12 protein-coding genes and 1 pseudogene are annotated in these 12,609 nt (G+C 59.2%); 4 read left to right on the top strand and 9 right to left on the bottom strand.

Annotated features, from left to right (window positions below; translation table 11 throughout):
• Positions 1 to 76: 76 nt before the first annotated feature.
• The 7 genes and pseudogenes from CAF90_RS11440 to CAF90_RS11410 form a co-directional block, all read right to left on the bottom strand.
• The gene (locus tag CAF90_RS11440; RefSeq protein ID WP_085606375.1) at positions 77 to 1,735 is read right to left on the bottom strand and encodes a Na/Pi cotransporter family protein; all 1,659 of its coding nucleotides are present in this window, start codon (positions 1,733 to 1,735) and stop codon (positions 77 to 79) included.
• A gap of 212 nt (positions 1,736 to 1,947) precedes the next feature.
• Positions 1,948 to 2,583, bottom strand: coding sequence for a hypothetical protein (locus tag CAF90_RS11435; protein ID WP_256578438.1), 636 nt, complete (start codon positions 2,581 to 2,583; stop codon positions 1,948 to 1,950).
• Positions 2,584 to 2,640: 57 nt separating this feature from the next.
• On the bottom strand, positions 2,641 to 3,258 hold the full coding sequence (locus CAF90_RS11430; protein ID WP_256578437.1) for a hypothetical protein: 618 nt from the start codon (positions 3,256 to 3,258) through the stop codon (positions 2,641 to 2,643).
• 17 nt (positions 3,259 to 3,275) lie between these two features.
• Entirely contained in the window at positions 3,276 to 4,433 is a 1,158-nt protein-coding gene (locus CAF90_RS11425; protein ID WP_085606371.1) for a DUF2515 family protein, read from the bottom strand.
• A gap of 17 nt (positions 4,434 to 4,450) precedes the next feature.
• Positions 4,451 to 4,949, bottom strand: a pseudogene (locus tag CAF90_RS11420) (PAAR domain-containing protein).
• Between the two features lie 141 nt (positions 4,950 to 5,090).
• Positions 5,091 to 5,858 carry a TerC family protein gene (locus tag CAF90_RS11415; RefSeq protein ID WP_007954068.1) on the bottom strand — a complete coding sequence of 256 codons (768 nt, stop codon included), beginning with the start codon at positions 5,856 to 5,858 and terminating at the stop codon, positions 5,091 to 5,093.
• A gap of 71 nt (positions 5,859 to 5,929) precedes the next feature.
• Positions 5,930 to 7,237, bottom strand: a complete 1,308-nt coding sequence (locus CAF90_RS11410; RefSeq protein WP_085606369.1) for a CitMHS family transporter — start codon at positions 7,235 to 7,237, stop codon at positions 5,930 to 5,932.
• Positions 7,238 to 7,560: 323 nt separating this feature from the next.
• On the opposite strand from CAF90_RS11410, the gene CAF90_RS11405 reads away from it, so the two are divergent.
• Positions 7,561 to 7,962, top strand: a complete 402-nt coding sequence (locus CAF90_RS11405; RefSeq protein WP_085606367.1) for a GFA family protein — start codon at positions 7,561 to 7,563, stop codon at positions 7,960 to 7,962.
• Here the strand turns inward: CAF90_RS11405 and CAF90_RS11400 are convergent, their stop codons facing one another.
• Complete coding sequence (locus CAF90_RS11400) at positions 7,963 to 8,289, bottom strand: DOPA 4,5-dioxygenase family protein (RefSeq protein ID WP_085606365.1); 327 nt, start codon at positions 8,287 to 8,289, stop codon at positions 7,963 to 7,965.
• An 84-nt stretch (positions 8,290 to 8,373) separates the two neighbouring features.
• Between CAF90_RS11400 and CAF90_RS11395 the strand changes: the two genes are divergently transcribed.
• Entirely contained in the window at positions 8,374 to 9,033 is a 660-nt protein-coding gene (locus CAF90_RS11395) for an NAD(P)-dependent oxidoreductase (RefSeq protein ID WP_085606363.1), read from the top strand.
• A gap of 4 nt (positions 9,034 to 9,037) precedes the next feature.
• Here CAF90_RS11395 and CAF90_RS11390 read toward each other — a convergent pair whose 3' ends face one another.
• Positions 9,038 to 9,988 carry a LysR family transcriptional regulator gene (locus CAF90_RS11390; RefSeq protein ID WP_085606361.1) on the bottom strand — a complete coding sequence of 317 codons (951 nt, stop codon included), beginning with the start codon at positions 9,986 to 9,988 and terminating at the stop codon, positions 9,038 to 9,040.
• A gap of 114 nt (positions 9,989 to 10,102) precedes the next feature.
• On the opposite strand from CAF90_RS11390, the gene betC reads away from it, so the two are divergent.
• Together betC and choX are read left to right on the top strand one after the other, a co-directional pair.
• Positions 10,103 to 11,617, top strand: a complete 1,515-nt coding sequence (gene betC, locus CAF90_RS11385; protein WP_085606359.1) for a choline-sulfatase — start codon at positions 10,103 to 10,105, stop codon at positions 11,615 to 11,617.
• 16 nt (positions 11,618 to 11,633) lie between these two features.
• Positions 11,634 to 12,551: a choline ABC transporter substrate-binding protein gene (gene choX / locus CAF90_RS11380; protein WP_085606357.1), complete on the top strand. Its 918-nt coding sequence runs from the start codon at positions 11,634 to 11,636 to the stop codon at positions 12,549 to 12,551.
• The last annotated feature ends 58 nt before the right edge of the window (positions 12,552 to 12,609 follow it).

Raw genomic sequence — 12,609 nt, 5'->3', positions numbered from 1 at the left:
TGAATTGGAGATCCGTGTCGTCAGTCCGGCCGCGAGGCCGAACCTTGAGTTACTGACTGACCACAACCCCAGACGTTCAAGGCGAATGCGTGATGTCCGCCATATCGTCCGCCGCCAGCGCGCCGGTATCGGAAGTTTCCAGCACCACATAGGCGCTGCTGCAGAACAGCGAGTTCAGGCGTTTCATGTCGGCAATCAACTCCAGGTGCAACGAACTGGTCTCAATACTCTGCACGATCTTGCGTTGCAATCGGCTGACATGGGCGTGGGCCAGACGTCGTTCCTGTGCGCGAAAGCGACGTTTCTCGCGCAGCAGCTGACGGGCGCTTTCCTTGTCGCCGCTGAGGAACACCGACAGCCCCAGCCGCAGGTTGGCGATCAATTGCTGTTGCAGGCCGGCCAGCTCCTCCAGTCCATCTTCGGAGAACGACCGACGTTGCGAAGTCTTCTGCTGCTGCACTTTGCGCAGCATGCGTTCGATCAGATCGCTGGCCAGTTTGAGGTTGATCGCCAGCTCGATGATCTCCGCCCAGCGCCGACTGTCCTGCTCGCCGAGATCTTCGCGGGGCATCTGCGCCAGGTACAGCTTGATCGCGCTGTACAGCGCTTCGACGTCATCGGTCAGCTTGCGCATTTCCTGAGTGATGGCGGTCTGCTTGCCGCGCAGCACGTCGAGGGTCGCATCGAGCATGTTGTCGATCAGGTCGCCCATGCGCAGGGTTTCCCGGGCGGCGTTGGCCAGCGCCAGACTTGGCGTGACCAATGCCGTCGCATCCAGATGACGCGGCTTGGCGGTACCGTTGACCTCCGGGCGCTCCGGCAGCAGCCAGGCGCACAGTCGCGCCATCGGCCCGACGCTCGGCAGCAGGATCAGGCAGCGCGCGGTGTTGTAGAGCAGGTGGAAGCCGATGACCATTTCCTGCGGGCTGAAATCCAGGCTGTCGATCCAGTGCACCAGCGGGTCGAGCACCGGAATGATCAGCAGCAGCCCGATCAGCTTGTACAGCAGGCTGCCCAGCGCCACCTGCCGGCCGGCGGCGTTCTGCATGCTGGTGCTCATGAACGCCAGCACGCCGCTGCCGATGTTGGCGCCGATCACCAGACCGATCGCCACCGGCAGACTGATCACCGCAGCGCCAGCGAGCGTGGCGGTCAGCAGCACGGCCGCCAGGCTGGAATAGGAAATCATCGCGAACAGCGCACCGACCAGGGCGTCGAGCAGGATATCGCCGGTCAGCGAGGCGAAAATCACCTTCACCCCTTGGGCATGGGTGATCGGCGCAGCGGCCTCGACGATCAGTTGCAGCGCCAGAATGATCAGCCCCAACCCGATGGCCACACGGCCCATCTGCCCGAGCCGGGTCTGTTTGCGCGAGAGAAAGAAAATCACCCCGAGGAAAATCAGCAGCGGCGACAGCCACGACAGGTCGAACGTCAGCACCCGCGCCATCAGCGCCGTACCGACGTCGGCGCCGAGCATGGTCGCCAGGGCCGGGGTCAACGCCATCAGGCCCTGACCGACAAAGGACGTCACGAGCATGGCAGTCGCGTTACTGCTCTGCACCATCGCGGTCACGAGGATGCCGGCGACAAAGGCCAGCCAGCGTTTGGACATGTTCTGGCCGATCACGTGGCGCAGATTGGTGCCGTACACCCGCAGGATGCCGGTTCGGACGATGTGCGTGCCCCAGATCAGCAAGGCCACGGCAGAGAGCAGATTGAGCAGGGTGAGCATGCAGACCCCCTGTAATAGCAGCGCCCCAGAGGGGCAAATTGACGGTACCGCGCAATTTCTACGTTCTGATACTTAAGCTGTAGTTGGCTAACGGTCTGGGCGCCAGCATTGCACAGCTAAAGCGGGGATTGAAACAAAAGTGTCATGAAAAGGGCTTCACGTGGGCCTTTGATTTCTACACAGAAACCATGCAGGGACTGCGCTTCGCTGGATCAATCGCTGTAGTGGTCTCTTCCCACGCTGACGTCGATCAAGTATTTCGCTGTACTCGGGTCCCGCTTATCGCAGTGTGCGTAGCACTTGACGTTGAGTGCCAGGGAGTACTTGTGCGGAACTTGCAAAACAGCTACCACCACGTTGTCAAATAATTCTGCCTGTAACTGCTTCCTGTCAGCTTCCGTAGAGGTTTTCACCCAAGGATTGGTTTCCGCATTCCACTCAATCCATCCGGTTTTATTGAGCTGACCTTGTAGTTGATCAAGCACGACAATCATTTGGTCGAACGGCAGAACCTCAAGCATTGGGGATGTCGTTATGTTTGAGACCGTCCAGTTATCGAAACCTACTGCGCCGAATAGCGTCGCGGGCAGGCTGAAGCCATGTTTGGGGTCGTCAAACGTTATGACAACAGGGCTACTGATCCAGACAGAGCTTGGATGAGGTGGAGCGCCAGGGTAAATCACCGTTTTATCTTCAACAGGGAAGGAGGAGTCTTTAATGACCTGTTCGTAAGATTTACCGATATGGACGGACAAAGTTTTGGGGAGTGAAAGTGAGTAAATCAGACCACCGGATGCCAGAAGAAAGACGACCACCATCGTCAGTAAACGATTGCTCGTCCGGATCACTGATGAATACTCCGATTGCGGATACCTTCATCAGTTGCCCTATCTCTAGGGGTGCGCTCAATCACTGAAATGGTCTCTGCTCAAGCCGATGTCGATCAGATATTTGGCGGTCTCTGGATTTCGCTCATCGCAACGCGCATAGCATTTGATATGCAACAGTAGGCTGTACTTGTGCGGAATCAGAAGAGTGACACCGTCCACCTGATTGAAGAGTTTGGCTTGCAACTGACGCCTGTCTTCATCACTCGAAACCTTAATCCAGTCATTCCCCTCAACTGATTCGGGCATCCATCCTGCTTTTTTGAACATGGACTGCAGCTCAACCAGCAGCGTCGCTGTTCGGTCGAATGGCAGTGTTTCGACCATGGGTGAAGTGGTGATGCCGTCAACCTTTCCCTTGTTATACCCAACTGCGCCGAAGACCGTTTCGGGCAAGGTGAAACCATGCTCTGGATCATCAAATGTGATCACGACGGGGCTGCTGATCCAGGTTGAATCAACCTCGGGCGGCTCGCTTGGGTAAATAGCCGTTTTACGCTCAACCGGAAAAGTAGAATCTTTGACCACGGCGGTATATGGCTTGCCGATATGAGCAGAGATCCTGTCGACACCAGACATGGCATAGGCGACAACGCCCGCCAAAATGAGCGCAATAACAACCCCGACAATAAGCAATCGACGTGAAACCCTAATCACTTGATCCCGCCTCCATTAGCGATGTCCGTAATCGATTGCTTCAACTGAGCACGACTTGTTGGATTCTTGAGCAAGTTGTCGAATTGGTTGGCTGCACGTAACACGAACTCCATTCGCTGATCTCTGTCTGCAAGATTCGCTAATGGGTTCTTGGAAAAGGAAACCTGTCTGTTATCCGGGGCTTTGCATTGACTGGCTAGAGTCAGCTGGATTTCTTCTGCCGCCCCTGAAAACAAACCCGTCACGACAGAGATGGAATTACCTGCATGGGTGCCACGCATCAAAGCTGCGAATTGGGCGTCCTCATACATTGCCGGTTGCAAAATATTGATCTGCTCGTGTCGCGCCATCTGCCGAACGCTTTCCGCAATTTCGCCAGCATCAATGGCTTCAAAAGTTCGGTAGATCTCACCGGCATCAACACCAAACTCCACCTTGCTCGCAATCGGCCACATCACATCCTTGGTTATGCCGCGCCGGCTCTTCAGGCATTTCTCCATTTCCTTGTACCCCCGCACCATAAAAAACCGGTGCAGCGGATAAACGTCCAGAAACAACGATGTATTACCGAGCGCCAACATCTCATACACGTAGTCCAACTGCTGCTGAACCACTGAGCGCGGGTTGTCGCCGAAGGTGATGTCTTCAGTGGGCAACGGGTTGGCAGCCCGGGCTTTCTCCAGTTCGCGCTCCGCCTCAGGATTGGTCTTGCTGAGCTTGAAACCGAAACCTTCAAAAATCGTTTCCGATTTGGCGGTACGAAGTTTCTCCTGCACGGCTTTCTGCGCGGCTATCGCGGTTTGCAGTTTAGTCGCATGGATCAACCCACACCCCACCTGCTTCGAAGCAAACGCCGCCAGCCCCGCCCACTGGAACCGGTTATCCGCCAGCCACAACTGCGCGTACGCCGCGTTGATCTTGCGGTTGCGCGCCTGTGGGTCGGCAATCAGAACGCCGCCCGGGGCGACCCATTCTTCGGCTTCTTTCTGGAAGCGGCGCCACAGGCAGTTGCAGGTCAGCAGCGGGACTTCGACGCGGGTTTTCGGGTTGGGCCCGGTCTTGGTGGTTTCGCGTTTGCAGGCAGGCAGCTCGCAGGTACTGTCCCAGAGCTTTTTCATGTCCAGGTCGTCGGGGGCGATGCATTGTCCGGTCATGGGTTCTTCCTTGAGGCTCACACTGTCCAGCGCACGACCGCCAGATCAGGCTGGAGGGTCGCGACGCTTTGGGTCATGCCTTGTGCGTTGGTCTGGCCTTTGACGATGCGGCCTTCGGCGGTTTCGATCTCGTAGCCTTGTTCGGCGATGGGTTCACCATTGCCGGCGCTGACCGCTTTGAACTCGACCAGTGGCTTGCCGATAATCGGCAACGGCGGGATGAACGGCGCGGGCGTGTGGCTGCTGCCAATGATGACGTCACCGGAACCGCCGACCACCACGCCGCCGTGGCTGGCGGTACTGTCGAGGGTCATGGCGTTCTTGCCGTTGATCAACACGGTCGCGGAGAAGGCGCCGCTGAGGGCCTGCCCAAAAGTGCATTGTGTCGCCCAGGCGAGCGGCGGCGAGGCCGTTGAAGAAAACGTCGGGCGAGCCACTGGCAATCGGGTTGGTGCCATGGCCGGGGAGTGGGCATGTGGTCGGATCCGTGACGCGTGCAGCTGGCTTTCCAGACATGTGCATTCCTTGTCATTGTCGAAGCGAGGGTGGACGCTAACCAGCGCAGCCCGGTGCGTCAACCTTCAACGGCTCCCGCGCGTTTCGGCCGGCCAGAAAAAAGGGGCTCGAAGGCCCCTTTTTCTGTTCACTGCGTTCGGGTTACTGACCCGGAATATCCTTGCGCAGTTTCACCGGATCCTGCTGTTTGCGTTTTTTCGCGATGGCGGTGCGCATCTTGATGTTGATCGCTTCGACCGCCAGCGAGAACGCCATGGCGAAGTAGACGTAGCCTTTCGGTACGTGCACGTCGAACGATTCGGCAATCAGCACGGTGCCGACCACCAGCAGGAACGACAGCGCGAGCATTTTCAGCGACGGGTGCTTGTCGATGAACTCGCTGATCTTGCCCGAGGCCAGCATCATCACCAGTACCGCAACGATGATCGCCGCGACCATGACCGGAACGTGGGACACCATGCCGACGGCGGTGATCACCGAGTCCAGCGAGAACACGATGTCGATGATCGCGATCTGGATGATGGTGTAGAGGAAATTGCCGCCCTTGCCGCCGGGCGTCTCGTCGCTTTCGTCTTCACCTTCCAGTGCGTGGTACATCTCCTGGGAGCTTTTCCACAGCAGGAAAAGGCCACCGAAGAACAGGATCAGGTCGCGACCGGAAATGCCCTGGCCGAACACTTCGAACAGGTCGGCGGTGAGGCGCATGACCCAGGTGATCGACAGCAGCAACAGGATCCGCGTGATCATGGCCAGGCCAAGACCGAAGATCCGGGTGCGCTGCTGCATGTGTTTGGGCATGCGGCTGACCAGGATCGAAATCATGATGATGTTATCGATGCCCAGAACGATTTCCAGGGCGGTCAGGGTGAAGAAGGCAACCCAGATCTCAGGGTTGGTCAGCCATTCCATGTGTATTCCTTTGAGCGAGTGTTAAACCAGGACGCCAGCAATCAGCTGGCGTCCTGGTGAGTTTGGTGCGGTTACAACGTGCTGAACAGCGGGAAAGTCCCCAACAGCAAGGCTGCGACCAGTATGCACAGGCAGACCAGCACTGCCCACTTCAGGGTGAAACGCTGGTGATCGCCGAACTCGATCCCCGCCAGTGCCACCAGCAGGTACGTCGACGGCACCAGTGGGCTCAGCAGGTGAACCGGCTGACCGACGATCGAGGCACGGGCCATTTCCATCGCGGTGATGCCGTAATGGCTGGCCGCTTCGGACAACACCGGCAACACACCGTAGTAGAACGCGTCGTTCGACATGAAGAACGTGAACGGCATGCTCACCAGCGCCGTGATCACCGCCAGGTACGGGCCGAGGAAATCAGGGATCACTGCCAGCAGGCTTTTCGACATGGCATCAACCATGCCGGTGCCCGACAGGATACCGGTGAAAATGCCCGCCGCGAAGATCAGACTGACCACCGACAGCACGCTACCGGCGTGGGCGGCGACACGATCCTTCTGCATTTGCAGGCAAGGGTAGTTGACGATCATGGCAATACTGAACGCCACCATGAACAGCACCGGCAGCGGCAGCAGGCCGGCGATCAGGGTGCACATCAGGGCCAGGGTCAGCAGGCCGTTGAACCAGATCAGTTTCGGACGGCGGGCATCCGGGAATTGCGAGACGCTGATTTCGCTGTGATCGATTTCGTCGCCGATCAGGTGCAGCTCACCCAGACGCGCACGCTCACGTTTGCCGTAGAAGTAGGCAATGATCAGGATCGCCACCACACCGGCAGCCATCGCCGGGATCATCGGCACGAAGATGTCCGACGGGTCCACGTGCAGCGCGCTCGCCGCACGGGCGGTCGGGCCACCCCACGGGGTCATGTTCATCACGCCGCCGGCGAGGATGATCAGACCGGCCATGATCCGCGGGCTCATGCCGATGCGGCTGTACAGCGGCAGCATGGCGGCCACGCAGATCATGTAAGTGGTCGCGCCGTCACCATCGAGGGAAACGACGAGCGCCAGTACGGCGGTGCCGACCGAAACTTTCAGCGGGTCGCCCTTGACCAGTTTGAGGATCTTGCGCACGGCCGGGTCGAACAGGCCGGAGTCGATCATCAGGGCGAAATACAGAATCGCGAACATCAGCATCACGCCGGTCGGCGCAAGCTTGGTAATACCTTCGAGCATCATCGGGCCGATCTTCGGGGCGAAACCACCGAACAGGGCGAACAGGATCGGGATGATGATCAGAGCGATCAGCGCAGACAGGCGCTTGGTCATGATCAGGAACATGAACGTGATGACCATGGCGAAGCCAAGGAAAGTCAGCATGGGAATACTCCAGGCGTAGCGCGGCTAGGTAAGTGAGCGGATCGGGTGGATCAGCGCAGAACGGGAAGCACGAGGCGTACGGGCGGAGTTGGAGCGAGGAGGCGGGTTGCAGAGGACATCAGAATCACCATTGTTGTTGTTAATTGGGCCTGTCGTGCGAGCAATCACACGCGTTGGCCAACCGGTCTGTTGCCGGCAGTGGGGGCGATCCTAATCGGGGAACCTTTCAGCTACCTTTCGCGCAAGAAAGCTTTGGGCGAACGGCCAACCGGCCGTCGGATGCGGGCTAGAGTCAATGAACACGGGAAGCGGAGGACAGGGCGATGACTGAGTTGCACGGCGGTGGCTGTCACTGCGGACATATCCGCTATCAGTTCAGCGGAGCATTGCACGACATCGCCCACTGTCATTGTTCGATCTGTCGAAAGGTCAGCGGCGGCATCGTCACCACCTGGATCACGCTGCCGGCGGCGAACTTCCAGTGGCTGGCCGGGACGCCTTCGCGTTATGACTCGTCGACCAGTTGTGCCCGGTTCTTCTGTCCGAACTGCGGCGCACAACTGGCGCTGGTGACGTTGCTCAGTCCCGAGAGCATCGATCTGACGATTGCCACACTGGATCATCCCGAGCGGGCCGCCGCCGAGCGGCATATCTGGACCGACAGCCAGTTGCCGTGGCTGCACCTGGACGAGCATCTGCCGGGCGAACCCGAAGAAAGCATCTGATTAAAAAATAGACAGATCCAGCGGCCGCATCGCGCCCATCCAGATCGCGTGCTCGGTGTGATCGAGCAAGTCATCGCCGGTGTCCGGGTGCAGGAACACCACCAAACCTTTGCGATTGAGCGCCAGCCACGGCAACACCTCGCCGATCAGCTCCGGGCCGAAGGCCAGCTGGCAGCTCCAGTCCGGGTGCGGGCCGACCGGGCGTTCATGCACGCGGCCCATCTTCAATGGGAACAATTGCGCGGCCTGCTCACACAGCGCCCGCGCCTGTTCGATCGTGCTGGCGTCGTAATAAACGTGGGCGTGATAACCCTTGATCGTCTGCATCGCAAACCCTCTGAATCGGTTCGAACCCTCGGCGTTGCCCGTATGTCACACGCCATACAAGGGAAAACAAAAGGGACCTCAGCCATGAAAAATGCCGAAACCCCGGCGGTGAAAGTGGTGCTCTATGGTGCCATGAGTAGCCTGGGCAGTGCGTTGATGGCTGAACTGCTGCGGCGCCAGCACGAAGTCATCGCGATCCTCGACGATCTGACGGCGCTCGCGCCACGGCCGGGGCTGCGTACCAAAAGCGGCGATCTGCTCGATGCCGAGCGGGTCAATCAGAGCGTGGCCGGCAGCACGGCGGTGATCTGCCTGCTGAATGCGCCGGGCTTGCCGCTGAGTAGTGATCATGTCGAAAAATCCGTGGTGCTGGGGCCAGTGGAACAGGTGCTGGCGGTGGATGCGTTGATCGATGGATTGCAAGCGGCGAACGTCTCGCGGCTGTTTGTCATCGGCGAATTCGAAGCACTGGACGATCCGGAAAACGCCGACCCGCTGCAACGCCACGCCGCCGAGGAAGTGCGCGAAGCCCTGCAAAGCAGCCCGTTGCACTGGACGCTGGTGAATGCACCGCGCAGCGTCGCCGGGCTGACGATCGAACATTTCAGTCAGGTCGGCCGCACGCTGGAACCGGGTCTGGCCGAACCGCTGGAACGCCTGAACCGGGTGGCGGTGGGGATTGCCGACGAGCTGCGGCTGAATCTGCATCTGCGTCAGCACGTGGATTTTGTCGCCGCCTCTTGATCCATTACACAGCAATCGAAGGCAACGGCAATCCAGCCAAGGACTCGGCGCTGCTGGCTTGTTCGGCCATCAGCCAATCCACGAACGTCTGGATCAGCGCGCCCCGGCGTTTGCGCTGCGGCAGCACCACGTAATAACCGAGGCGCGACAGGGTGGTCTCAGCGATCGGCCGGCACAACAGCCCCTGGGTGAGCAAGTTATCCACAAGGTGCCGCCAGCCAATTGCCACGCCCTGACCGCCAATCGCCGCTTGAATCAGCAATGTGTAATTGTCGAAGCGCAACTGGCCCGGGGCCGGCGGCGTACTGATGTTAAGCACGCGGAACAGACCGCTCCAGTCGAACCAGTTACTGCTGTTTTCCCCGCGGAGGTGCAGCAGCGGAAATTCCATAAGTGCCTGGGCCGGCAAGGGCAGGGGGCGATCCTTGAGCAGTTGCGGGCTGCACACCGGAAACACTTCTTCGCTGAACAACCAGTGACTTTCGCCCTGTTTGAAGCGACCGTCGCCGAACAGCACGGCAACGTCGATATCCGGGCGCAGCATGTTGTGATTGCGCTCGCTGGTAACCAGGCTCACGTCCACCTGTGGATAAGCTTCGTGAAAGCGATGCAGACGCGGCATCAGCCAATACGCGGCGAAGGCAAAATCGGTGGCGACCTGCAGCACTTCATGTTGCTGCTGCGTGCTGATCGCGCTCAATCCTGCGTCGATATTCTGCAAACCGAGGATAACCTGCTCGAACAGGATCGAGCCGACCTCGGTCAGTTCGATGCCCCGGTAGATCCGGTCGAACAGCCGCGTTCCGAGCTGTTCCTCCAGCCGTTTGATCTGCTGACTGATCGCCGGTTGCGTCGTGCCGAGCTCCACCGCCGCAGCGGTAAAACTGCGATGACGGGCCGCCGCCTCGAAGGCGCGCAGCAGGTCCAGCGACAAATCACCGAGGGCTTCATACATAAGCTGTGCTTATCCTAGTCATTGTCCGGCGCGGGCTTTACCGGATATTGCGTGGAATCCATGCTCGATCGCAGCAATGTCGCATAAATATTCACTATGGAATGCCGCGATCACATGAAGCGCAAGAACATTCTTTTCATCATGGCCGATCAAATGGCCGCGCCAATGTTGCCGTTCTACGGCCCGTCGCCGATCAAACTGCCGAATCTCAGCCGCCTCGCCGAACAAGGCGTGGTGTTCGATGCCGCCTACTGCAACAGCCCGCTGTGCGCACCCTCGCGTTTCACCCTGGTCAGCGGCCAGTTGCCGAGCAAAATTGGCGCCTACGACAACGCCGCTGATTTCCCCGCCGACATTCCAACTTACGCCCATTACCTGCGCCGCCTCGGTTACCGCACTGCGCTGTCGGGCAAGATGCATTTTTGCGGCCCCGATCAACTGCACGGTTACGAAGAGCGCCTGACCAGCGACATCTATCCGGCCGACTACGGCTGGGCGGTGAACTGGGACGAACCCGACGTGCGGCCGAGCTGGTATCACAACATGTCTTCGGTGTTGCAGGCCGGGCCGTGTGTGCGCACCAACCAGCTCGACTTCGACGAAGAAGTGGTGTTCAAGGCTCAGCAATACCTGTTCGACCATATTCGCGAGGACGGCGACCAGCCGTTCTGCCTGACCGTGTCGATGACTCACCCTCACGACCCGTACACGATTCCCAAGGCGTTCTGGGATTTGTATGACGATGCGGATATCCCGCTTCCGACGACGCCGGATCAGCATTCACTCGATCCGCACTCCCAGCGTTTGCTCAAGGTCTACGACCTGTGGGACAAGCCGCTGCCTGTGGATAAAATCCGCGACGCACGCCGCGCGTACTTCGGTGCATGCAGTTATATCGACGCCAACGTCGGCAAACTCCTGCAAACCCTCGAAGATTGTGGGCTGATGGACGACACCGTCATCGTTTTCTCCGGTGACCATGGCGACATGCTCGGCGAGAAGGGCCTCTGGTACAAAATGCACTGGTACGAAATGGCCGCGCGAGTGCCCCTGTTGATAAGTGCACCCGGTCAGTTCAAATCGGGCCGTGTCAGCTCTGCCGTCTCCACCGCCGACCTGTTGCCGACATTCGTCGAACTGGCCGGGGGCAACCTGGAACCGAATCTGCCGCTGGACGGCCGCTCGCTGGTGTCGCACCTGCAAGGGCAGGGCGGTCACGACGAAGTGTTCGGCGAATACATGGCCGAGGGCACTGTCAGCCCGCTGATGATGATCCGCCGTGGCGCCTTCAAATTTATCTACAGCGAAACCGACCCTTGCCTACTCTTCGATGTGGATAACGACCCACGCGAGCAGGAAGAACTCAGCCAATCACCGCAACATCGCCAGCTGTTCGACGATTTTCTCGCTGAAGCGCGGGCCAAGTGGGACATCCCGGCGATCCACCGCGAAGTCCTTGAAAGCCAGCGCCGTCGGCGTTTCGTCGCCGAGGCGCTGACGATCGGCAAGCTGAAGAGCTGGGATCACCAGCCGCTGGTGGACGCCAGTCAGCAGTACATGCGCAACCACATCGACCTCGATGACCTGGAGCGCAAGGCCCGTTATCCACAACCCTGCCAAAACCAATAACGTTAAGGGGAAGTCCATGGTCAAGTTATCCACAGTCGTGACGGTCAGTCTGCTGGCACTGGGCAGCGCATCCGCGTTCGCCGAGAGCTGCGACACGGTGAAAATGGCCGACCCCGGCTGGAGCGACATCGCCGCGACCAACGCCATCACCGGGTTTCTGCTGGAGGGCATGGGCTACAAGGCCAAGGTCGACACCCTCGCGGTGCCAATCACCTTCGGCGGATTGAAGGATGGCCAGGTCGACGTGTTTCTCGGCAACTGGATGCCGGCGCAGCAGGGCTTCTACGACAAGTTCGTCGCCACTGGCGACGTCACCCAACTGGCGAAGAACCTCGACGGCACCGAGTTCACCCTGGCCGTGCCGGATTACGTGTGGGACGCGGGTGTGCATAACTTTGCCGACCTGAATAAGTACGCCGATAAATTCGAGAAGAAGATCTACGGCATCGGCTCCGGCGCGCCGGCGAACATTTCGTTGCAAGAGATCATCAAGAAAAACGACTTCGACCTGGGCCAGTGGAAGCTGATCGAGTCCAGCGAACAGGCGATGCTGGCCGAAGTGTCGCGGGCGGTGAAAAAGCAGAAGTTCGTCACCTTCCTCGGCTGGACTCCGCACCCGATGAACGTGCAGCTGAAAATGCATTACCTCAAGGGTGGCGAGAAGTACTTTGGCGACACGGGTAGTGTCTACACCCTGACCCGCAAGGGCTACGCCGAGGCCTGTCCGAATGTGGGTAAGTTGCTGACCAATCTTGCGTTCACTCAGGAGATGGAGAACAGCATCATGGCCGAGGTGGTGAACAAGAAGGTCAGCAATGCGGAGGCGGTGAAGGCCTGGATCAAGGCGAATCCGGCGGTGTTGGACAAGTGGCTTGATGGTGTGAAGACCGTGGACGGCAAAGATGCGTTGCCGGCCGTTAAAGCCAAACTGTAACTGCGCGGGCCGATCGTTCCCACGCTTTGCGTGGGAACGCCGCAATGGACGCTCCGCG

Origin of the sequence: Pseudomonas sp. B37(2017) (genome assembly GCF_002112885.1) — a bacterium.
Taxonomy (GTDB): Bacteria; Pseudomonadota; Gammaproteobacteria; order Pseudomonadales; family Pseudomonadaceae; genus Aquipseudomonas; species Aquipseudomonas paraglycinae.
The sequence above is the reverse complement of the archived record's forward strand: the minus strand, read 5'-3'. Positions and strand labels throughout refer to the sequence as shown.

Excerpts from the sequence above, each read along its gene's own strand:
- betC (WP_085606359.1), top strand. The coding sequence starts at position 10,103 with ATGAAGCGCAAGAACATTCTTTTCATCATGGCCGATCAAATGGCCGCG.
- CAF90_RS11395 (WP_085606363.1), top strand. The coding sequence starts at position 8,374 with ATGAAAAATGCCGAAACCCCGGCGGTGAAAGTGGTGCTCTATGGTGCC.
- CAF90_RS11400 (WP_085606365.1), bottom strand. The coding sequence starts at position 8,289 with ATGCAGACGATCAAGGGTTATCACGCCCACGTTTATTACGACGCCAGC.
- CAF90_RS11415 (WP_007954068.1), bottom strand. The coding sequence starts at position 5,858 with ATGGAATGGCTGACCAACCCTGAGATCTGGGTTGCCTTCTTCACCCTG.
- CAF90_RS11440 (WP_085606375.1), bottom strand. The coding sequence starts at position 1,735 with ATGCTCACCCTGCTCAATCTGCTCTCTGCCGTGGCCTTGCTGATCTGG.
- CAF90_RS11405 (WP_085606367.1), top strand. The coding sequence starts at position 7,561 with ATGACTGAGTTGCACGGCGGTGGCTGTCACTGCGGACATATCCGCTAT.
- CAF90_RS11390 (WP_085606361.1), bottom strand. The coding sequence starts at position 9,988 with ATGTATGAAGCCCTCGGTGATTTGTCGCTGGACCTGCTGCGCGCCTTC.
- CAF90_RS11410 (WP_085606369.1), bottom strand. The coding sequence starts at position 7,237 with ATGCTGACTTTCCTTGGCTTCGCCATGGTCATCACGTTCATGTTCCTG.
- choX (WP_085606357.1), top strand. The coding sequence starts at position 11,634 with ATGGTCAAGTTATCCACAGTCGTGACGGTCAGTCTGCTGGCACTGGGC.
- CAF90_RS11425 (WP_085606371.1), bottom strand. The coding sequence starts at position 4,433 with ATGACCGGACAATGCATCGCCCCCGACGACCTGGACATGAAAAAGCTC.